This window comes from Brevibacillus sedimenti (assembly GCF_020923495.1).
GTDB classification, from domain to species: domain Bacteria; phylum Bacillota; class Bacilli; order Brevibacillales; family Brevibacillaceae; genus Brevibacillus; species Brevibacillus aydinogluensis.
Genome location: NZ_CP064048.1, coordinates 240,672 through 262,882, shown reverse-complemented (window position 1 = coordinate 262,882; position 22,211 = coordinate 240,672). Strand labels below are relative to the sequence as shown.

General features: G+C 58.6%; 16 protein-coding genes and 1 pseudogene. 10 read left to right on the top strand and 7 right to left on the bottom strand.

Going from position 1 to position 22,211, the window contains the following annotated elements; genetic code table 11:
• Window positions 1–105 precede the first annotated feature (105 nt).
• Both IRT44_RS01330 and cimA read left to right on the top strand, forming a co-directional pair.
• A complete protein-coding gene (locus tag IRT44_RS01330; protein WP_230077308.1) occupies window positions 106–939 on the top strand; it encodes an alpha/beta hydrolase family protein in 834 nt (277 codons plus the stop codon).
• A 121-nt stretch (window positions 940–1,060) separates the two neighbouring features.
• Complete coding sequence (gene cimA, locus IRT44_RS01325) at window positions 1,061–2,683, top strand: citramalate synthase (RefSeq protein ID WP_171565988.1); 1,623 nt, start codon at window positions 1,061–1,063, stop codon at window positions 2,681–2,683.
• 132 nt (window positions 2,684–2,815) lie between these two features.
• On the opposite strand, the gene IRT44_RS01320 is transcribed toward cimA, so the two are convergent.
• The 5 genes and pseudogenes from IRT44_RS01320 to IRT44_RS01300 all read right to left on the bottom strand — a co-directional run bounded on the left by IRT44_RS01320 (window position 2,816) and on the right by IRT44_RS01300 (window position 8,820).
• Window positions 2,816–4,099 (bottom strand): MFS transporter, encoded by a 1,284-nt coding sequence (locus IRT44_RS01320; protein WP_171565989.1) that lies wholly within the window; start codon window positions 4,097–4,099, stop codon window positions 2,816–2,818.
• 271 nt (window positions 4,100–4,370) lie between these two features.
• Window positions 4,371–5,017, bottom strand: a pseudogene (locus tag IRT44_RS01315) (cupin domain-containing protein).
• Window positions 5,018–5,293: 276 nt separating this feature from the next.
• The gene (locus tag IRT44_RS01310) at window positions 5,294–5,524 is read right to left on the bottom strand and encodes a DUF1128 domain-containing protein (RefSeq protein ID WP_171565992.1); all 231 of its coding nucleotides are present in this window, start codon (window positions 5,522–5,524) and stop codon (window positions 5,294–5,296) included.
• 54 nt (window positions 5,525–5,578) lie between these two features.
• Window positions 5,579–8,071 carry a U32 family peptidase gene (locus IRT44_RS01305; protein ID WP_171565993.1) on the bottom strand — a complete coding sequence of 831 codons (2,493 nt, stop codon included), beginning with the start codon at window positions 8,069–8,071 and terminating at the stop codon, window positions 5,579–5,581.
• Window positions 8,072–8,229: 158 nt separating this feature from the next.
• Window positions 8,230–8,820 carry a TetR/AcrR family transcriptional regulator gene (locus IRT44_RS01300; RefSeq protein WP_029098589.1) on the bottom strand — a complete coding sequence of 197 codons (591 nt, stop codon included), beginning with the start codon at window positions 8,818–8,820 and terminating at the stop codon, window positions 8,230–8,232.
• Window positions 8,821–9,015: 195 nt separating this feature from the next.
• Here IRT44_RS01300 and IRT44_RS01295 point away from each other — a divergent pair, with 195 nt between their 5' ends.
• The 5 genes from IRT44_RS01295 (at window position 9,016) to IRT44_RS01275 (ending at window position 15,629) form a co-directional block, all read left to right on the top strand.
• Window positions 9,016–9,495, top strand: coding sequence for an N-acetyltransferase (locus IRT44_RS01295; protein WP_171565994.1), 480 nt, complete (start codon window positions 9,016–9,018; stop codon window positions 9,493–9,495).
• A 201-nt stretch (window positions 9,496–9,696) separates the two neighbouring features.
• A complete protein-coding gene (locus IRT44_RS01290; protein ID WP_230077307.1) occupies window positions 9,697–11,781 on the top strand; it encodes a methyl-accepting chemotaxis protein in 2,085 nt (694 codons plus the stop codon).
• A 181-nt stretch (window positions 11,782–11,962) separates the two neighbouring features.
• Complete coding sequence (locus tag IRT44_RS01285; protein WP_230077306.1) at window positions 11,963–12,703, top strand: GTP pyrophosphokinase; 741 nt, start codon at window positions 11,963–11,965, stop codon at window positions 12,701–12,703.
• Window positions 12,690–14,126 (top strand): dipeptidase PepV, encoded by a 1,437-nt coding sequence (gene pepV / locus IRT44_RS01280; protein ID WP_230077305.1) that lies wholly within the window; start codon window positions 12,690–12,692, stop codon window positions 14,124–14,126. Before IRT44_RS01285 ends, pepV begins: the two co-directional genes overlap by 14 nt.
• A 102-nt stretch (window positions 14,127–14,228) precedes the next feature.
• Entirely contained in the window at window positions 14,229–15,629 is a 1,401-nt protein-coding gene (locus IRT44_RS01275) for a DEAD/DEAH box helicase (RefSeq protein WP_230077304.1), read from the top strand.
• Window positions 15,630–15,834: 205 nt separating this feature from the next.
• On the opposite strand, the gene IRT44_RS01270 is transcribed toward IRT44_RS01275, so the two are convergent.
• Window positions 15,835–17,241, bottom strand: coding sequence for an RsmB/NOP family class I SAM-dependent RNA methyltransferase (locus tag IRT44_RS01270; protein ID WP_171566002.1), 1,407 nt, complete (start codon window positions 17,239–17,241; stop codon window positions 15,835–15,837).
• A gap of 90 nt (window positions 17,242–17,331) precedes the next feature.
• Between IRT44_RS01270 and IRT44_RS01265 the strand changes: the two genes are divergently transcribed.
• Together IRT44_RS01265 and IRT44_RS01260 are read left to right on the top strand one after the other, a co-directional pair.
• Window positions 17,332–18,096, top strand: coding sequence for a hypothetical protein (locus IRT44_RS01265; protein ID WP_171566003.1), 765 nt, complete (start codon window positions 17,332–17,334; stop codon window positions 18,094–18,096).
• A 336-nt stretch (window positions 18,097–18,432) separates the two neighbouring features.
• Complete coding sequence (locus IRT44_RS01260) at window positions 18,433–19,857, top strand: hypothetical protein (protein WP_212132055.1); 1,425 nt, start codon at window positions 18,433–18,435, stop codon at window positions 19,855–19,857.
• A gap of 42 nt (window positions 19,858–19,899) precedes the next feature.
• Here the strand turns inward: IRT44_RS01260 and IRT44_RS01255 are convergent, their stop codons facing one another.
• Entirely contained in the window at window positions 19,900–20,589 is a 690-nt protein-coding gene (locus IRT44_RS01255) for a class I SAM-dependent methyltransferase (protein WP_171566006.1), read from the bottom strand.
• A gap of 268 nt (window positions 20,590–20,857) precedes the next feature.
• On the opposite strand from IRT44_RS01255, the gene hppD reads away from it, so the two are divergent.
• Window positions 20,858–21,949 carry a 4-hydroxyphenylpyruvate dioxygenase gene (gene hppD, locus IRT44_RS01250; protein ID WP_171566007.1) on the top strand — a complete coding sequence of 364 codons (1,092 nt, stop codon included), beginning with the start codon at window positions 20,858–20,860 and terminating at the stop codon, window positions 21,947–21,949.
• The last annotated feature ends 262 nt before the right edge of the window (window positions 21,950–22,211 follow it).

The window sequence follows — 22,211 nt, the reverse complement described above, 5'->3', positions numbered from 1 at the left end:
TTTTTCTTTGATACAGCGAATCTGGCTTCGCTCCGACGGGTTTCCTTTTGGGCGTTGCTGCCTTCATAATAAGATAAGAAAAAACCCCCAAAGAGGTGAAGAATCATGATGGAGTCGTTTCGCATTGCCGCCGGCGAGGACTTGACGATCCGCGGCGACTTTCACGCGAAGAGCGCGTCGCCGGACCAGCCGCTCGTGATCTTTTGCCACGGGTTTAAAGGGTTTAAGGACTGGGGCAGCTTTCCCTACGTCGCCGAGCAGTTGGCTGAGCGGGGCATCGCCGTCGTCCGCTTCAACTTTTCCTGCAATGGCGTCGGGGAAAGCCTGACGGAATTTGACGAGCTGGAAAAGTTCGGGCGCAATACATACGCGCGTGAGGTGGCCGATTTGACCATCCTGACCGGGTGGCTGCTGCAAGATGGCGGAGCGTTCTCCGCCTGGTTTGACAGGGAAAAGCTGTTTGTGCTCGGGCACAGCAAAGGCGGGGCGGACGCGATCCTGTTTGGGGCGGGCAACCCGCTCGTCAAAGGGATCATCACCTGGAACGGCGTGGCCGACGTCAATCTGTTTGACGAGAAGCTGCGCCGGCAAATCGCCGAGCAGGGCGTCGGCTACATCGCCAATGCCCGGACCGGACAGCAGATGCCGATTACGAAGGCGGTCATCGACGACGTGGATCAGAACCGGGACAAGTACGACCTCCTGGTGAAAGTGGCGAGCATGCCGCAGCCGCTCTGCATCATCCAGGGGCGGGATGACTACGATCGGCTGGTGAAGGGAGCGATGCGCCTGCACGAGGCGGCGCGGGAAAGCGAACTGCACTGGATCGAAGCGGGCGACCACACCTTCAACACCCGCCATCCGTTTGCCGGCACCTCCTCCCAACTGGAAGAGGCAATCGAACGAACCGCCGCCTTTGTCCACGCCCGGTGCACATGAGCAAAAGCGGCGAAATCACGCGTTTTCTTTCCCTATGGGCTGTGGTATACTGAATAGCATCATATGGTGAATGATACAAATAATTCAGAAAAATGATAGAAGCACATGGGGTGGAGAGAAGATGAAAGAAAAGGTGTATCTGTACGATACGACACTGCGGGACGGCACGCAGGGCGAAGGCGTCAGCCTGTCGGTGGAGGACAAGGTGAAGATCGCCGTGAAGCTGGACCAGTTTGGCATCGACTTTATCGAAGGCGGCTGGCCCGGCAGCAATCCCAAGGACATGGCCTTCTTTGAGCGGATGCGGGAAATTCCGCTGAAACACGCGGTGGTGACAGCGTTTGGCAGCACCTGTCGGCCCAACGTGGCGGCAGAGGAGGACGACAACCTGCGAGCCCTGCTGGAAAGCGGCGTCAAGGCGGCGGCCATCTTCGGCAAGTCGTGGGATCTGCACGTCACCGACGCGCTCAAGACTACCTTGGACGAAAACCTGCGGATGGTGGCTGACTCCGTCGCTTTTCTCAAATCGCGGGGGCTGACCGTCCTGTTTTTGGCCGAACACTTTTTTGACGGCTACAAGCACAATCCGGTCTATGCACTGCGCGTGCTGGAAGCGGCGGAGGAGGCAGGTGCCGACTGGATCGTCCTCTGCGACACCAACGGCGGCAGCCTGCCGCACGAGATTTTCGATACCGTCCGCACGGTAAAGGCAAGCGTACAGACACCGTTGGGCATCCATCCCCACAACGACGGCGAACTGGCCGTGGCCAACGCGCTGGCGGCGGTTCAGGCGGGCGCCCAGCAGGTGCAGGGGACGATCAACGGGATTGGTGAACGGTGCGGCAACGTCAACCTGGTCTCGGTCATTCCCAATCTGCAGTTGAAACTTGGCTACGACTGCGTCGCTCCGGAGCAGCTCAAGCAGCTGACCAAACTGTCCCGTTTTGTGGCGGAGATCGCCAACATGGCGATGCCCAACAACCAGCCGTTTGTCGGCAACAGCGCATTTGCCCACAAAGGCGGCATCCACGTCAGCGCCGTGCTGAAAGATCCCAAGACCTATGAACACATCGACCCGGAATTGATCGGCAACAAACGGCGCGTGCTGGTCTCCGAACTGGCCGGCCAGAGCAACCTGCTGGCCAAGGCAGAGGAGCTGGAGATCGACGTGGCGCTGGACAGGCAGGAAGCGCGGGAGATCGTCAAGCGGATCAAGGAGCGCGAATTTCAGGGATATCAATACGAAGGGGCAGAGGCATCGCTCACGCTTATGCTGCTGGAGGCGGCGGGCAAGCTGCGCCAACTGTTTACGCTCGACTCGTTCAAGATTTTGATGGAAAAGACGGCAGACCAGTCGATCTCTTCGGAAGCGATGGTCAAGCTGCATGTCAATGGCCAGGTCGTCCACACCGCTGCGGAAGGCAACGGTCCCGTCAACGCTCTGGACAACGCGCTGCGCAAGGCGCTGGAAACCCACTTCCCCTGTCTGGCAGAGATGTATCTGACCGACTACAAGGTGCGGGTGCTGGACGAGAGCGGGGCGACGGCGGCCAAAGTGCGCGTCCTGATCGAATCCGCCCGCGACGGAGAAAAGTGGAGCACGGTCGGGGTCTCCACCAACGTGATCGAAGCGAGCTGGGAAGCGCTGGCGGACAGTATCCGCTACCTGCTCTGGAAAGAAGGCTGCGAGGAGGCGGAGCGGCCGGAGCAGACGGAAGCGCGCGTAGGCATCGTCAACCACTGATAAAAACAAAAAAACGGGTCTTCCCTCAGGCAGTGCCGACGGGAGGGCTCGTTTTTTTCGTGCAGTGTGGGCGGCGTGTTCCGTGCCGGATATGGGAAAGGGACGCCATGCTGCCGGGATGATGCGCCTGCGTCAAACCGCTTGTCCTGCGTCCTCATTTGCCTCGCCAGCTTTTTGCCCCTCTCCGAGGTCGAACGAGCGCAGCCCCGCGTTCATTCCGCCAATTGCCGCGCACAGGGCCAGCAAAAGCGCTCCCAGACCATAGCTGGGTTTCGCGCCGATCACGTCCGCCAAGGCGCCGATGCCGCCGTAGGTGATCGGGATCGAGATGTTAAACGCGATCGACGTCATGCTGTTCACCCGCCCCCGCATCCTGTCGGGAATCAGTGTCTGCATCAGCGTGCTCAACGGAATGTTGCAGACCATCACCCCGATTCCCAGCAGAAAATTGCCCGCATACGCCATCCATGCAAACGGGGCGACGGCAACGCTCAGCATGCCGACAGCTTCCAGACCCAATCCGGCGAGAAACCACCGCCCCACTTTTTTGGGGGAGAGCGTCCCGACCAGGATTCCGCCCAGCAGAAGTCCCAACGCGATGGAAGTTTCAAACCAGCCCAACATGCGGGCGTCCCCGTGAAATTCGCGTTGAATCAGCATGGGGGGCAGGACGTTGGTTGGAGCCAGGGCGACATTGGCAAGCGTCCCCAACAGCATGAGAAGCAGCACGATCTTGTTGTTTACCAGCCAGTTCAGCCCCTCCTTGATCTCGCTGTTCACGCTCTTTGCTGACGCGGAAGAGGCCGCAGGCTGGGCCTTGTCGTGGCGAATCCGCTGCACAAAAGCCAGAGACACCAGAAAAGACAGCGCATTGATTTCGATGGTCCCGGCAACGCCGATTATCGCGACCAAAATTCCGCCCAGCGTGGCCCCGATCATCCGCATCAACTGCATGGTTACGGACAGCAGGGCGTTGGCGCTCACCAACTCATGTCTGCCGACCAGATCGGGAATCAGGGAGGTTTGCGCGATGCGAAAGAGCGTTCCGGCCATCGACGCGCAGATCGTGATGACGTAGAGATGCCACATGTGAAACGAACCGCTTGCGATCAGCACGCCCAACAGCAGCATGGCAAGCATTTGGAAAAGGTCGGAGAACTGCATGAGACGTCTTCGGTTCAGACGATCCGCCAACACGCCAAAATAGAGCCCCACGAAAGGCTCGGGCAAAAACTTGAGAATAAACAGCAGTCCCGTTTGCAGGGCGGAATGTGTCTGCTCGTAGACGAACCACATCAATGCGACGCTGTACACATAATCGCCCAGTGCAGATACGGCACGGGCAAGCCAGAGGTTGCGCAGGGAGGAGTTGGTCGCAAGCATTCCGGTAAAGCGGGAGAGCGGCAGGCCATTCAAAACGAAATCACTTCCCCTGTATGGTGAATTTTCTGACACAAGCATCCGCTACATTAAAAATAGTGAAAAATGTGCGATTGTCAAGAAAATATTTCCATACAAGGGATGTTTTGCGGTTGTAGGTGACGCCGGAGAAAGGAGAGGGGACCTCTCCCCACAAAATGATAAGGAGAGAGGTTCGGTGTGCGGCTGCCAATATCCTTGTTGTCAAGCAAAATGGGCTGGGACTCTACATGGTCAGTAATTGAAACGATTTGGCAGCGCTGACACGTTACCAATACGGCTGCTGATGATACGGATGGGGAAGCGGTGCAGGTTGATATCCCTGCGCTTGCGGTGCAGGTTGATATCCCTGCGCTTGCGGTGCATACGGTTGATAGCCCTGTGGTTGATGGCAGCCTGTTGGAGGGCCGATGAAGAGCGAACGTTGGATGGGGGCCAGCGTATTTTTGACGCTGGACTCATTCAGGCAGTATGTGTACGCCCATATTTCGCTGGGTGTCAGTCTCAGGATATCGGACCCCAGGATGACTTCGGGGATGGGTGCGTTGAAGATGGCAAGCAGATGCGTGTTGTCAGCGGTTGCGATTTCCCAGTGCCACCAGCCTTGGGGATGTTGACCACTTGGCCCGGCGTAATCTGATAATGATGAAGGCGATTGGTAAATGGGTTGATGAAGGAAACATTGGCCGCTCCGGAAATGCAGTACACCAGCTCGGCGGCATTTTGATGGTAGTGAGGCTCCACGACGTTGCCCGCGCTGAGGAAGATGTCCAGCAAAGACACGTTGTCCAGCGTATTCAACTGTTGGGTGGAGAGGACGTTGATGTAGTTGCGGGGATCCTTTTGGACGAGCAGGTTATTGTTGACGTCAGAAAAGAATTGGGCTGACGTCGTGTAATCGATATACAAAGTCATGGTGCAATCCACCCCGTTTCCAGTGGAATTTGATTACGAGATATGCGTATGTCTCGGATGTACGGGATGTTCGCCCAAATTAAGCGGGGTGGGACGTGCCGTTTTTGCATCGAGGAAACAAATGAAACACGCCGTACCACTCTGCGGATACGGCGTGTCGTCAATCAGGAAGCAGGGCGAAAGCATGAGCCCCCGCACGGCGCGGTTGCAGCGATCCTCGCGCAGGTTTCCCGGGGGCTGGGCTCTAAGTCTAGGGCCTGACTATTGGGCCCCGGGTCAGGACTGCTTCCGCATGCTGCCCAGTTCTTCGACGATGGCGGTCATTTCGTTGATGCTGAAGCTCGCTTTTTTCTGCACCATGTTGTACAGGTACAGCAAGTCTTCGTAATGGGTCAGGTCGAAATCCTCCGGCCGCATGACGGCGGTGTTGGCCATGTTCAGTTTGGACTTGATGCCTTCAATAATCGTCGCCAGGTTTTCCGGCGTGGGCTGGGAAAGGTCCGCCATAATCAATCTCCTCCTCACAGGGTATGGGTAAGGCCGGGACGGTATCGACCGGTCCTATTTGGTGAGCTGGCCGCGGGTGACGCCCAACTGGTTGGTCGCTTTCAGCGTCCGCCAGACGTGGGTGCCGCTCACTTCGCCGCGCAGCGCCCGGCGGTAGAGGTCGATCACCTCTTTGACTCGCTCCGGCTCTTCCTCCAAAAACTCGACGCGGTAGCTGCCCACGCCCAATTTGATAAATTCATTCAGGTACTCCGCTCCCGACTGGTCGATGGCGTTGTACACCGTGTTGCGGCAGCCGGTATCGACGCGGACCGGATGGGAGAATCCGACGCGGTCGCGCAGCGAGACGCGGTGGGACTCGCACGGCTGGCCGCAGTTGGTATGGTCCGTGCCGGGGCTGAGGAACGTACAGTAGACGCAGTGCTCCGTATGGAACATCGGCAGGTGCTGGTGAATCACCACTTCGATTTTGGACGCATCCGTTTTGCCAAGCAGGTCCACCATTTGCTGGATGTTCAGATCGTACGAGGCGGTTACCCGCTTGAGACCGCACTCCAAAAACAGCGAGACGGCCTTGTGGTTGGCCACGTTGAGCGAGAAATCGCCGATCAACGGGATGTCCATCTCGCCGCGGCGGGACATGTAGTAGTACAGCGCGCCCGTGTTGCGGACGAGGATGGCGTCCGGCTTGCTTCTGGCGATCAGGGCCAGCACGCCGTTTTCATCCGGCATGTGGATGCGCATCGTGGCGATGCCGATGGGTTTGCCGTACCGGTGGGCCAGTTTGACCGCATCCGGATACTGTTTGACGAATTCAAAATCGGCGTACAGAAAGTCGACGTCGGTCTGGGCGGCCGCCTCCACCTGCTCCAGCGAACGGCAGAGTGCGGTCAACAGCGGTTTGTCCACCGGCTGTTTGGCAGGCACGTCGGCGTAAACGTCTACGCGCCGCTTCTGGTACACCGGCATTTTTGTCCGCAGGTGGAGAAGCTGCTCCACCGCTTCCCGCCGCATCCGGTTCAGTTCGCTCACGGGCAGGATCAGGTCGCCGTCCAGATCGGTCGTCAGGTCCTGGGCATTCAGGGAAAACAGGGTGCCCCCCAGCCGGCTCAACTGCTCGTACAGCAGTTCTGAGGTCAGCGGCCGTTTCAGCGCTGCTTCCAGCGGCATTTCCGACTTGACAGTCACGGCGTGGTCGGCCGTTTTGTCCACCCAGGTGACGGACAGCTTTTCGCCCAGCCGGCCGACGACGTGCACCGCGAGCGGGAAGGTGCGGTACGGCTTATCTGTCTCGAATGTTTTGCGCAGCCGTTTGTCCAGCTCGGGGTCGTTCGTCTTCCAGACGCGGTCGCCGACATTGATCCGCTGCAGGTTAACGTCGTTTCGTCCCATGACGATCTCGTAGAGGCCATTCTCCACTTCGCCCTCCACCTTTTTGCCGCGGCTGAGGATGTCGTAGACGCGTCCGCCTTCTTCTTTTTGCGTCGGATCGCCGGCGTCAAAGACGATGCCGTCGCCCCGTTTCAAAGGAGCGTTCAGCTCTACCAGCACCGCGTGCTTCAGCACTTTTTTCACCGTGCCGAGATAGACGCCGCGGCTTTTCGGGAAGGTGCCGTCCAGCAGCGTCTTGTTGTTGGTGCCTTTCAGGAACCCGTGTGTAAAGCCGCGGGAAAAGCTCTGCTGCAGCTCGCGGATGTCCTGTTCGCTCGGCGCTGCCTCCTCGCCGGCGAAGTAGCGGTCGATCGCCGCACGGTATTTGCTGACCACATTGGCCACGTACTCCGGCGATTTCAGCCGGCCTTCGATCTTGAAGGAGGTGACGCCCGCCTCGATCAGTTCCGGCACCAGGTCGATTGCCGCCAGGTCTTTGGGCGACAGCAGGTAGGCGACGTTGCCCATCTCCTTTTGCATCCCGTCCACGATCAGGTCGTAGGGGAGGCGGCAGGCTTGGGCGCATTCGCCGCGGTTGGCCGAGCGGCCGCCCCACATTTCCGAAGTAAGGCACTGGCCGGAGTAGGAGACACACAATGCGCCGTGCACGAACACTTCCATCGGCAGCTTGGCCTTTTCGCCGATCACCTTGATTTCCTTCAGCGAGTTTTCACGCCCGAGCACCACACGCTCCAGGCCAAACGGCTTGGTAAACTCCACCGCTTCCGGAGAGGTGATCGTCATCTGGGTTGAGCCGTGGATGGGAAAGTCGGGGGAAATCTCGCGGATCAGCTTGACGAGGCCGAGGTCCTGCACGATCACTGCATCCACTCCGGCGTCGATACAGGCTTCGATCAGCTCCTGAGCTTCCTTCATCTCATCTTCAAAGACGAGGATATTAAAGGTAAGAAAACCTTTGACTCCGTACATGTGCAAAAACGACATGATCTCAGGCAGTTCGGACATGTGGAAGTTCTCGGCGCGGGCCCGGGCATTGAATTTTTCCACGCCGAAGTAGACGGCGTTTGCCCCGTTGGCGACGGCCGCGCGCAGACACTCCCAGTTGCCGGCGGGAGCCAAAAGCTCAATATCTTCACGCTTGATCCCGTTTCGCATGTGTATGTGAATACCTCCAACGTGTTGAACAGCTTTTCTTCATCATCATAGGGAAATGTCCCCGACTCCGCAAGGAAAAGATGGGCCGCAGGCGGGCAGGCATTTCTTCCAGCGGTCAGCGCATCCAACATGCCAGAAGGGCCGGGCACATGATGAGCTCATGCGTCCAGCCCTTCAAACACGATGGAGACCTTCTCTTCCATGATTTCCTCCAGAGCCCAGGCTCCTTCGCTGCGCACCCAGTCGTACAGGGCGTTGTAATAGATGTTTTCCAGCATGTTTGCCGCGACGAGCGGATTGAACTTCGCCTTCAGCCGCCCTTTTTCCTGCGCTTCTTCGATCAGGTCCGCAAACAGCTGCCGAAGTTCGTAGTAGACGTTCTTTTCGTTTTCCAGGATCTTGCGGTGTTTCATCGAGGACTCGATCAGCACCTTGATAAAATCGTAATTCTGGATGTTGACCTCGTTCATGATTTTATAAATCCGCAAGACCTTCTGCTTGCAACTGTCTCCGTAGTCCCACTCTTCCCGCCGTTCTTCGATTTCCTGCAGCCGTTCGTATCCCCAGTTGGCGAGGATCGCTTCCTTTGATGTGAAGTGAAGAAAGATGGTGCCGCGGGCGACGTCCGCTTCTTCGGAAATCATGTCAATGGTTGTGTTTTCAAAGCCGTACTGCTTGAACAGCTTGATCGCGGCGTTGAAAATCTTGTCGCGCGTTTCCCGCTTTTTTCGCTCCCTGCGTGTCGTCAAAGGGAAACACCTCCGTTCTATTATTGTGATTATAGCACAATTGTTCCATTTAAAAGAAATGCGTTTGTCCGCCCAATAGCAAAATGACGGAAAAAAGGATAGACTTCTCTTTCGACTGGATGTATATTTATATATCATAATGAATAATTATTATGTGGATTGAGGCGTTGAGGAGATGGAGTGGGGGAGTGCAGAATGAGTGTCACAAAGACGTTGACCGTGCGTCAGGCAACCATGAGGGACGTCGACCAGATGCTTGAGATTATTAATCAATATGCACAACAGGGGCTGATGCTGCCGCGGACGAAACTCTCCGTCTGCGAACACCTGCAGTCGTTCGTCGTCGCCCACGACGGGGAAAGCGTCATCGGCGTGGCCGGCCTGCATATTCTTTGGGAGGATTTGGCGGAAATCCGTTCGCTTGCCATCGCCGAGAAAGCCAAAGGCATGGGCGTCGGCAAACAGTTGGTGCTGCATCTCGTGGAGCAGTGCCGTCTGCTGGGAATCAACCGGGTGCTGGCGCTTACCTATCAGAAGGCATTCTTTGAAAAGTGCGGATTCCGCGTGGTAGCCAAGGAGACGTTGCCGCAAAAGGTATGGAAGGACTGCATCAACTGCTCCAAACTGCCGATGTGCGACGAGATTGCGATGATCGTGGAGACGGCGACAGCGTAGGCGTCACCGTTCCCCGCCGGCAGGACGCGTGTGTGCGGCAGGCTGTATCAGCCGTCGTGCGGGCGCGTTTTTTTTTTGCCAATTTTTCTGACACGCACGGACAAAACTGGATATTTTTTTCTAGGTCTATGGTAATATATTTGTACCATTCATAGAATTTAGAATTTAGAAAACACAGGTCGTTTCAAGGGGGCTCATGTCATGAAATTGGGGGCGCGGGTATTGATCGCTTTGCTGCTGACCGGCGTTGTGCCGCTGACGGCAGCGGGGGTGTTTGCCTACACGGAGACCAAGCGGGGCCTGCTGGAGGGCAGTGCGGCGACGCTGGAGGCACTCCGCAACAGCAACAAGGAGCAGGTGGAAAACTACTTCCGCGAACGCTCCAAAAACCTGGAGACGCTGGCGGCGTCCGGTTCGGTGGTGCAGTCGCTGGCCGCCTTTGATGGCGTGTGGAAGCTGGGACGGGAGGCACCTGCCTACCAGGAAGCGGAGCAAATCTGGGGCAAGGAACTGAAGATGGAGGTGTCCCGCTACGGGTTTGCCAACGCGTACCTGCTCAACGCGAATGGCGACGTGGTGTACCAGACGAATCCGCAGGCCGACTTCGGCACCAACTTGTACGACGGTCCGTACAGCGGCACCCCTTTGGGGCAGACGGTAAAACAAGCGGCCAAGGGATACAGTCTGGAACTGTCGGACGTCAGCCGTTACGAACCGTCCGGCGGCGTGCCCGCCGTTTTCATGGCCGTGCCGATCTTTGATCACGGGACGGTGATCGGACAGCTCGCCGCAGAGGTTTCCCTGGACTATGTCTCCCGCCAGTTGAACCGGCGCGAGGGGTTGGGTGAAACGGGGAAAATCTACCTGATCGGGGCGGACAAGCTGATGCGGACCGAATTGGGGAACGGGCAGGAGACGATGCTTAGGCAGAAAGTGGAGACGCCGATTGCCGAACAGGCGCTGTCTTCCGGCAGCAACGCGGGCACAGCCCAAGCTGTCGACTATCGCGGGGAGGAGGTGCTGGTCGCCTACGACCGGGTACAGGTGGGCAAGCTCAACTGGGCCATCCTGGCGGAGATGAACATGACGGAGATCATGACCGGGCCTAATCAGATTCGAAATGCGATTATACTGTTTAACGGCATTGTGCTTGTGCTGGTGATGGCCATCGCCTGGGGGGCGTCTGCCGGTCTGCGCCGCTCGTTCGCTGGCCTTCTGTCCATCGCCGGGCAGATCGGCCGGGGAGATTTTACCGCGCCCTTTCCCGCGAGGTTGCTGAAACGCTCGGACGAGCTGGGCGAGCTGGCCCGTTCCCTGCTTGCCATGCGGGAACAGCTCCATGAGATTTTGCGGCAGGTGCGGCAGGCGGCTGCGTCGGTGACGGAATCGGTTCGCGAGATTCACGGCAATACCGCGGAGATTGCCTCTTCCGGCGAGCAGATCACCCGGGTCGTCGAGGACGTGTCAGCGTCGGCCGACAGGCAGGTAGACAAAATGGGGCACACGCTGCATTTGGCGGAGGAACTGACCGCCAGCGTCCACAGCGTTACCAGCCACGTGGAGCAGGTCACGCTTTCGTCGCGCGAGATGAAGGACGACGCTGAAGCGGGACGGCAGGCGGTGGAGGCGGTCATCGCCAGCATGGAGGAGATCGACCGGGCGGTGACGGCGACGACGCAGACGGTACAACAGCTGGAGCAGCGATCGCGTGACATATCACAGATCATCGCTGTCATCACGGAGATCGCCCGGCAGACCAACCTGCTCGCGCTCAACGCAGGCATCGAGGCGGCACGCGCCGGCGAGCACGGCAAAGGATTTGCAGTCGTGGCGGAGGAAGTGCGCAAACTGGCCGAGGGGACGAACGCGGCGGCGCAGCAGATCGTATCGATGATCAGCGAGATCCAGAAAAGCACGGCCGCCATCGTGGAGCAGATGGACGACGGCACGCGCACGGTGGCGGAAGGAAGGCGGACCGCCGGACAGTCGGATGAGATGTTTCGCCGGATTGAACACAATATCCGCCGCGTCTCTGCGGAAATGGAAGGTGTCAGCCAGGCGTTTGCCCGGATGGCTCCAGACGCGCAGCAGGTGGTGGCGGTCGCCCAGGAAGTATCGGCTGCTTCCCGGGAGGCGGCAGCCGGCGTGCAGGGCATTTCCGCCGCTGTCGAAGAGCAGAACGCGGCGATGGAGCTGATCGCCGCTTCCGCGGACCAACTGGCCGTGCTGGCGGAGCGGCTCACTAGCTCGCTGACGGCGTTCCGGCTGGACGACAGAAAAGAATAGCAGGAGCGGTTGGCAAAGGGACGGCCAAGGTTTTCTTGCCGCATTCCCCAAACCGGGCCGAGCCCTGCGATCCCTGTAAAAAAGACCCGGGAAGCGGGTCTTCTTTCTTTTTATGGGAGGATATCTCATTCAAAATGTTGAATCATAAGGACGATGGAGTTTCGGGCCGGAGGGGACCAGTGTGCACAAACTAGATTGGGAACTATATCTGCTACCGTTCGAACAAGCCGTGGAAGAAATCAAGGTCAAGCTGAAAAACATCCGCAACGAGCTGCGTAAGCGCAAGGAACACTCCCCCATCGAGTTCGTCACGGGACGAGTCAAGTCCATCCCGAGCATTTACAGCAAGGCGAACCGCCTGCAGTTTCCCATCGACGAGAACATCTGCTGGGAGCTCAGGGACATCGCGGGAATCCGGATCATCTGCCAGTTTATCGATGACATTCCGGCCGTCGTGGAAATGATACGACAGCGCAATGACATGCGCGTTTACCTGGAGAAAGACTACGTTTCCAAACCCAAGGAAAGCGGGTACAGAGGGTACCACCTGGCTGTGGAATACCCGTTGATGACGGCGCGCGGACAGGTCACCATCCCGGTGGAAATCCAGGTCCGCACGCTGGGCATGAACTTTTGGGCGACCATAGAACACTCTCTCAACTACAAATACGAAGGAATTATCCCGTCCGCCATCCGGCAGCGCCTGATCGAGGCGGCCAAAGCGTCCTACAAGCTGGACAGCGAAATGAACAACATCCGCGAAGAAATCAAGGAAGCGCAGGTGGAGTTCACCGCGCAGGAGGTGCCGATGGAGTCGCTTATTTCGCTGGTGGAGCTGGATTTGGATCTGGATGCGGCACAGGCGGCAAAAGACGACAGTACGACGACGGAAGGGACGAAATCAAACGATGACAAGGGTTGATTGGCAACAAGAGGCGGAAAAGCGAAAAGACGAACTGCTTGCCGCCGTGCGGGAATTTCTGCAAATCAAAAGCGTGCTCGATCCGACGACTGCCCGGGACGGCGCGCCGTTTGGAGAAGGCATCCGCCAAGCGCTTGACTACGTGCTTACGGTGTGCAAAGAGGCTGGCATGACAGTCAAGGATGTCGGGGGATACGCTGCCCATGCGGAGTTGGGCGAGGGTGAGGAGCTGATCGGCATCCTCAGTCACGTTGACGTTGTGCCGGAAGGGGACGGCTGGAGCTCGCCGCCGTATGCGGCCGAAATCGTGGACGGCAAAATCGTGGCTCGCGGCGCAATTGACGACAAGGGGCCGACCATGGCCGCCATCTTTGCCGCCAAAATTGTCAAGGAACTGGGGCTGCCGCTGTCCAAACGGGTGCGGCTCATCTTTGGCACGGACGAGGAGTCCAACTGGCGGTGTGTGAGAACCTATTTCCAAACCGAAGAAATGCCGACGATGGGCTTTTCGCCGGACGCTGACTTTCCACTGATCTACGCGGAAAAAGGACTGACCGACCTGATGCTGACGCAGACTGCGGCTGCGTATGCGGCGCAGCAGATTACGCCTGTTGACCGGCCTGACGCCAGACTGCTGACGCTGTCTGCAGGCCTGCGCATGAACATGGTGCCGGACAAGGCGGAGGCCGTGCTCGAGCCGCTCTCCATGACCGGCCTGGAACTGGCCGAGCGCTTTGGCGCGTATGTGCGGGAGATGGGGCTGAGCGGAGCGGCGGACGTGCGCGGCGGTCAGGTGCATGTGCAGATGGAGGGCGTTTCCGTTCACGCCATGAATCCGAGTTTGGGCGTAAACGCGGGTACGGAACTGCTGCACTTTTTGGCCGGGCTGACACTGGACGAACGGGGCCGGCAGTTCGCCCGCTTTGCGGATCGTTATTTCCATCGGCAGCACGACGGAAAGGCAATCGGCATCGCTTGCGACGACAAGGAAATGGGACCGCTCACCCTCAACACCGGCATCATTCGCTATGAGGCGGACGGGGATGCCGTGTTTGGCGTCAATATTCGCTATCCGCATTCCCAGCCGTTTGAGCGGTGGAAGGCGATTCTGGAACAGCGGCTGGCGGAAGCGGCATTTTCGTTGGAAGTGGTGGAGCACCTGGAGCCCCATCGGGTTGACCCGCAGCACCCGCTGATCACCACGCTGCAGCGGGTGTACACGGAGCAGACCGGACAGGAGGCCGAGATCATCGCCATCGGCGGAGCCACGTACGGCCGTTCGCTGGACGTGGGGGTGGCGTTTGGACCGCTGTTTCCAGGCCGGCCGGACAGCGCTCACCAGCGGGACGAGCACATTTTGGTGGACGATCTGATCAAGGCGACAGCGATCTACGCCCAGGCCATTTACGAACTGGCGAAATGATTGTGCAGGCGGCGCGTTGCGGAATTTCTGCAGCCGGCCGCCTTTTGTTGTTTTTTTGGCAAGACTGTCATACTATTAAAGGATGTGAAAGGAAGTGACACCATGGCGAAATCGTTTGCGATGTTTGGCTTTCGACCGGAGTTGATGCAGGGCATTCACGACCTGTTTTATAAAGAGCCGACGCCGATTCAGGCGGAGGCGATCCCGCTAATTCTCGAAGGGAAGGACGTGATCGGCCAGGCGCAAACGGGGACGGGCAAGACCGCCGCGTTTGTGCTGCCGATCCTGGAGCGGCTGCCGCCGGGCAAACGGGACATTCAGGCGCTGATCCTGACGCCCACCCGTGAGCTGTCGATCCAGATCGCCGAAGAAGTGGAGAAGCTGGGCAAATACCTGAACGTCAACGTACTCTCTTTGCACGGCGGGACGGATATTGAACGGCAGTTGAGCAAGCTCAAGCATGTTGTCCACATCGTCGTCGGCACCCCGGGAAGGGTGCTGGACCACATGAGGCGGGGCTCGCTTCACTTCGGCCGCATTTCCACGCTGGTGTTGGACGAGGCTGACAAGATGATGGAGATGGGCTTTCTTGAGGAGGTCCATGAGATTATCGAGGGGACGCCGCAGCACCGGCAAACGCTTCTGTTCTCCGCCACCATGCCGGATTCGGTGAAAAAGCTGGCTCAGTACTACATGAAGCAGCCGCCCCACATCCGAATCGAGGCAAAGCAGAAGACGGTGGAGAGCATTGAACAAATCTACTACGTGGTCAATCAGAGCGACAAGATGGATGCGCTGGTGGACCTGTTGGAAAATGAGAATCCGTATCTCTGCATCATCTTTGCCAACACCCAGGCGCGCGTCCAGCAGTTGACGGCCCGCCTGCAGGAAAACGGCTTTTCGGCGGAAGCGCTGTACGGCGACCTGTCGCAAAACAAGCGGGAACAGCTGATGAAGCAGTTCCGCGACATCAAGTTTCAGTACCTGGTGGCAACCGACATCGCTGCCCGCGGTCTGGACGTCGAAGGGGTGACACACGTCGTCAACTACGATGTTCCCAATGACGTGGAGAGCTACATCCACCGCGTCGGCCGCACCGGACGGGCGGGGCAGAAGGGAATCGCCATCTCTCTTGTCTCTCCCCGCCAAAAAAGCATCATGACCCGCTTCGCCAAGGCGACCAAGGCGCCGATTGAGGAAAAACTGCTGGTGGTAGGCCGCCATCTGGACGCCGGCCGCCGCAAGCGGGCAGAGGAGCGGGAAGCGTACTTTGCCCAACTGCGCGAGCAAAAGGCCAAAGAACAGTTGAAGGAAAAGGAAAAGCAGTACGCCCCCATCCGCGAGGCGCTGAAAAAGAAGATCAAGGTGAAGCCGGGCTACAAGAAAAAGCTGGAACGGGAACTGGAATCACTCAAGACCTTGTACGAGAAAAACCGCCGTCGCCAAGAGGCAATGGCGGCCCGCAAAGCGGCAAAGGGCAAAAAACCGCGCGGCAGGGGCTAACATCGGGCGGCAAACCGCCACGCGAAAGGCAGTCCATGTGGTATGGGCTGCTTTTTTGCATGGCCGGCAAACAGACAACGACGAGGCCGTCCAGGCGTAAAAAAGCGGAAAAAACGCAGCAGCCCACCGCGTGAGTGCCTGCTCTCCTGCGGTGGGCCGTTTTCGTTTTGCGGGCCGCGTAGGCTTCCCGACGGGTACTATATGATCACAGCCAGCGCAGCCCTTTGGGATAATGGTTTTTCAACTGGCCGTCCGCCTGCTTGCCCCAGCCGAGCGGAAATCCGTCCACGGTGACCAGCGTCCAGCCGTTTTCGCCGTCACGTGCCAACGCTTCTCCCTTCAAGTAGCGCACGAGCTCGGGGTCATCTGCCGCAAATGCAGCTGTGCGTGCGGCGGCGGCTTGGGGGACGGCCAGCGCCAGGGCGTGGGCAGGTTCCAGCCGATTCTTTTTCACGGTGCCGAGGTGGAGGCCAGCCCGCACCACTTTCAGACCGTCCAGATCAAGGTCAGGCGCCGGGGTGACATACAACTGGTCGCCAAACAGCAGGAAGGCCGCGTCGTCGATAAATTGTTCCGCGATGCCGGGCAGGGACTGGGCCGCAAACGTGCGCCACGCCCCGATCGCTTCCTTCCGTCCGGCTGCCGCCGTTTTCCCGCGCTTCTCCCTGCGCCGTCTGGAAGGGGCGTTCCCTTCGTCGTCCGCCTGCTTGCACAGTTTGGCCAGGTAGTGGCCTTCCCCGTCGAGGCGGTGCGGCCAGAGCCGCGCTGAATGCGTGAGTTCCGGCAGCGGCGGCTCGGCCCACTCGGGGACGCCGGGCGCGAACCACTCGGGATGGGGCAGGGGAGTCAGGGCAAACTCCGGATGGCGAGCGAGGAAGGACGCAATCGACTGTTCGTTTTCCAGCGGCGCAAAGGTGCACGTGGAGTAGACCAGCGTCCCACCCGGTTTCAACATGGCCGCCGCGGCGTCCAGTATCTCCTGCTGGATGCGGTGACACTCCGCCACCTTTTCCGGCGACCAGTCGTCAATCGCTTCCGGCAGTTTGCGGAACATTCCTTCGCCGGAGCAGGGAGCGTCCACCAGGATGCGGTCAAAGAAGCGGGGAAACCGCTCGGCCAACCGTTCCGGCGTCTCGTTGGTGACGATGGCGTTGGCGATGCCGAGCCGCTCCACGTTTTCCGAGAGCGCCTTGGCCCGTACGGGATGAATTTCATTGGCGATCAAAAGCCCCTGACCGCGCAGTGCGGCGGCAAGTTGGGTCGTTTTTCCGCCCGGTGCGGCGCACAGGTCGAGCACGGTCTCGCCCGGCTGCACCTGCAGCGCTTCGGCCGGCGACATGGCGCTGGGCTCCTGCAGATAGTACAGGCCGGCAGCGTGGTACGGGTGTTTGCCGGGGCGTTCCCCTTCGGCATAGCGAAAGCCCTCCGGACACCAGGGAACTGGTTCGAGGGCAAACGGGGAGAGCTGAACAAAGCGCTCCCTGTCGATTTTCAGCGGATTGATCCGCAGCCCCTGGCTGGGCGGCCGGTCAAAACCGGCGGCAAAAGCGGCGTACTCGTCTTTCAACAATGTTTTCATCCGCTCGACAAAAGCGGTGGGCAGTGATCTCATGGTCAGCCTCCGATGTCAGATTTCGACGGGCCCCGAGAGGAATAAGGGAGAATCGTGGCGAATCATAAACAGGATGTGAGGTGAGAACAATTGAGAGAATCCCGCGCAGAACGGCACCGCTCGCGCCGTCGCAACGACTCGGAAGTGAGCCGGTTCTGGATCATGGGCCTGCTCTTCTCACTGCTGGTGCTCGCCTTTGAGTTTCTGATCGAAATTCCCGCCAATGCAGCCTGGCTGCAGGATATGGAGATGGCGCTGTTCAGCGCCAGTTTTACGCTGCTCGCCTTTTACCTGCTGGGCCTGACGTTCGTCTTTTCCCGCCAGCAGGAAGCGGGCAAGGTGAATCATCAGGTCATCATTTACGCGTGGCTGGGAGCGATTTTGTTTCATCTGTTCCTGCTGATCAGCAACATGACCAACCAACACGTCTACAAAGCGGGGATCATTTTATTTTTGGGGCCTTTATTTTTAACTGTGTACCATTTTATCACGTACTTGTCCGCTTTGCGCGCGGCTCGTCGGGAGGAGGAACTGGCCACTGCGACTTCCCGCGAACGGGCGGCATACCAGATCATTCTGGAGGGGACCAAGGTGCACGGGGAGATCACCCGCCTAAAGTCCGCCTATCCTGAGGTGGAGCAGATGCTGAGGGCAAACGACTTCGCCGAAAAGATGGAGCGCTGCGTTCTGGAGATGCAGCAGTATCTGCAGGCCAAAACGATTACCCGCAAGGACGTGGAGCTGCTGGAAAGCCACTACTACTACCTGGAAAACCTGCTCGTCCTGGCCAAACAGCATCCCGGTGTGATGGAGTCCCGCGTGTTTGCGCACCGCGACGACGCTCATACGCTGTAGCGGCCAAAAGCAACAAATGTGAGAAACCAGCATAGAGAGCAAACGAGCACGCGCTCTTCCATACAGGAAGAGCGTTTTTTCGCATGGGTTGTCGCTTGGCAAACGGCGTCTTTGTTTTGCGCAGCACTGCTGTCTGCTTGGTTGAACCGTCCCATTTTTAAGGACAATGAAACAGGGAAGCGATGTGCTGCGTCATACAGAGGAGTGCGTGATCCCGTGGAGTGCGGCTGTTCCGGGGCGTGTATCAAAGGCCAGATGCACTTGTCTCAGCTGCCGTCCAGCGGCGATTGAAGTATGAAAACAGGTGACATGGACTGCTGGCGAAAGGAGGATTCGATGACCAGGTCCCGTATGTTGTTCGCGATCGTGTTGGCGACCTTTCTGTTCACCTTCCTGCTTCCCCCTGATGTCTCCACTCCTCAGACGGGGACTCCAGCGGTGACGGAGGCGAATCTGGTCCGGACATGGGGGACGATGCGCGAAAAAACTTACGATTTTCCCAATGGCGACCGCTACTGGGCCAAACGGTTGGAAGCGGGCGCAAACGACCAGCCGTACACGTTTTCCCTGTTCCTGCCGGGGCGGACGGGAACGTTTCGGTATGTCCGGTACGTCGACGACGACCCGCAAAAACCGGTCTGGAACGTCATCAACCTGGAGGAGACGGCCCAACTGCCCAACGCGCCCGGCTTTCTGGAAACGACCGATCGTCACGTCTGGATAGGGGCGCCAATTGTCTACAAGCCGTTGGGCAGGGGAACGATCGAAGCAAAGCAGGAGCATGTGCTGCCGATAGCCGTGCACAAACAGTGGGGCGGTTTTGCGCTGGAGATCAGGATGCCGGTCCAGGCCGGATTGGTCAGCGAGGTGTGGGCGCTGGAATCCAGTCATCCGCTGGTTCCCTGGGACAGGGAGCAGTTCGCCTCCGTCTGGCTGGCGCTTGATTTGCAGCGCAAGGCAAAGTGGCTGTACGACGGGTACTACTATCAATCTCCGAGCACCTATGTTCCCACTTCTCCAGCCGCGTACTGGCGCATCCCTGAAAACTACGTGCTGCGCTCCCTGCTGTTTACCGGGCAAAGCCGGGTGGCTGAGGATATGGCGTACGTCATGCTGGATGCGTCGGTGCAGAACCAGGAGGCGGAGGGGTACTGGAAGACACTGCCTCGTTCGGAATGGCTGTGGCAGGATTACGGCATCCCGGACGGGTATTATGACACCCGGTTCAACACGGGCGCGGCCGAACTGATGCTGAAGGGCTGCCAGCAGTACAGGGAGGAACGCTTTTGTCAGTCAGTGAAAAAGTACGCGGCATTTTTCCGCGATTATGCGGCCCGCCACCACTTTGTCGTCGACGGCGTCAATGTCGGGTGGCTGGTAGCCGACTACGCCCACCCCGGCGGTAACAAAAAGACCCACGTATCACTCAATCACCAGTTGGCGGAGATCAACTTCCTGCTGAACTTGTACCTGCAGGAAGGCAATCCGACCGACAGGGAACTGGCGGAGATCATGCTCAACGGCGTCGTCAATCTGGGCGCCAAGTGGGTGGCGCCAAACGGCGATCTCCACTATGCCCGATTCCCCGACGGATCGTTTGGCCGTACCGACTATCCCTATCTGACTTACAACGACCTCAGGGAGACGCAGAGATTGTATCGGGCCGTGTACGGCCGGGATGAGCCGGTGCTCGACCAGCTGATACGCAGCAAGCGGGCGTGGATGAACGCCAACGGAGTGGTCAATCCGTTTCCGGAGTAGGTGAGCAACACAGAGGTGCCACGAGGGCACCTCTGTTTTTTCTTAGCCAGGCACTTTCTCCAGCGCAAACAGGGTCAAGAAACTGAGAGCTTCCCGCAGTTCTGCCGAAAGACGGCCGGCCAGCTCGGCGGGTACGCCCTCCTTGTAGACCGGCTCTTCTTCCAGAAGCCGAAAACCGTTTTCCGCGGCCAACTGCTTGGCTTCCCACGGCATCATCGTGTTCTGGATCGTCTCTTCGCCGTACAGTCGCCGATAGCTGTGGGCCCGCGGGCCGGCCGTGGGGCCGAGTATGCCCAAAAGCAGCACGCCGCCGGGGATGAGCAGACGGTGCAGCTCGCGCAGGGCGGTCAGCGGCGATGGCGTAAACTCGGTTACATTGATGCAGAGAATGCCGCCAAAGCTGGCGTCGGCAAACGGCAGAGCCGAGACGTCACCGGTCTGAAACCGGACGGACAAATCCGTTCCGCGCACCCGTTCGTGTGCCAACCGAATCATTTCCTCGGCAATGTCCACGCCTTCCACCCGATAGCCGTTTGCGGCCAGTTTGCAGCTTGCGTAGCCGTCGCCGCAGCCGGCATCCAGTACCGGTCCCGCATCCGGCTGGACATGCCGCATAAACATCGGCAAAACGGTGCGTCGGCTGCCCGTTTCCCACATGGCTGTGCTGCGCGCATGCCAGTCAGCGGCAAATTGATTCCACTGTTTTGCTGCCTCCACGCTCCAGTGACTCATGACTTAACGACAACTCCTTTCACACGCAACGTTACTCCCCTTTGGAATTCGGAAAATTTCCCTACGGTCAAACGCTCTTCTTCTGGCAAATGCTCTTCTTCATTGTATCAAGAGCGGCTGCAATCGCGAACTTTATTGGATGAAAGCGTTTGCGCGTCTGCGCGTTATCCGGTGTTCTTGCGGGAGTAAACGCTTTCCATGTACGCTCAAGATAACGACAAAATCATCTCAATCGCTACAAAATTTTGAAAAATGGAGGGCGAAAGTGATGAGCAGCACCGATTTCTTTCCGATTCAAGACTGGGACTACGTGGAGTTTTACGTCGGCAACGCCAAGCAGGCCATGCACTACCTGACCAAGGCATTCGGGTTTCGGGCCGTCGCGTATGCCGGACTGGAGACGGGTTCGCGCGACAAGGTGTCCTACGTGCTGAAGCAAAACCACATCACCTTTGTCGTGACGGGAGCCCTCACCCCTGACGGACCGATCAGCGAGTTTGTGAAATTGCACGGCGACGGAGTGAAGGACGTGGCGCTGCGCGTCGATGACTGTGAGCAGGCGTTTCGCGAAGCCGTCTCCCGCGGGGCTGTGCCGGTGATGGAGCCGACGGAGTTCCGCGATGAGCACGGCACGATCAAAAAAGCGGTCATCGCCACCTACGGGGACAACGTCCATTCCTTTATCGAGCGAAAACAGTACAGCGGGCCGTTCTTGCCCGGCTACGTCGCCTACGAATCCCCGGTGGAGGCGGAAGGCACCGGCCTGATCGGCATCGACCACATCGTCGGCAACGTGGAAGTAATGGACGAGTGGGTGCAGTACTACCAGAAAGTGATGGGCTTCACCGCCGTGCAAAACTTCAGTGACGAAGACATCTCCACCGAGTACTCCGCGCTGATGTCCAAAGTGATGCAGAACGGCACCGGACGGATCAAGTTTCCCATCAACGAGCCGGCGGAAGGGCGCCGCAAGTCGCAGATTCAGGAATTCCTGGACTTTTACCGGGGACCGGGCGTGCAGCACATCGCCCTGTTGACCAACGATATCATCGACACGGTTTCCAGGCTGCGTGCCAACGGCGTCGACTTCCTCCACGTGCCCGACACGTATTACGAAGAGCTGAAAGACCGGGTCGGGGAAATCGACGAGGATATTGATGCGCTGCGCCGGCTCCACATCCTGGTGGACCGCGACGACGAAGGCTACCTGCTGCAGCTCTTCAGCAAACCGATCGTCGACCGGCCGACGCTGTTTGTGGAAATCATCCAGCGCAAAGGAGCGCGCGGCTTCGGCAACGGCAACTTCAAGGCGCTGTTTGAGGCGCTGGAGCGCGAGCAGGCACGGCGCGGCAACCTGTAAGCCGCATGAACCTGATACCATGCCCCCGAATCTTTCGGGGGCTTCAGTTTGTAGAAAAAGACCGTGGCGACATGTATGATGGTGCCCGCTCGCTCTCTTGACGACCAGCAAAGAAGCGGATCGCGTCCGCTCCAAAACGCGACGCGGGCAGGGGGCAAACATCTGGGTATTTCGAAGAAGTGAGACTTGTGCCCCCTGATTTTCCCCGCGTCTTTCGTTTTTCCGCTGAGCAGGTCGTCAAAGGAGCTCGCCTTGGCCCCAT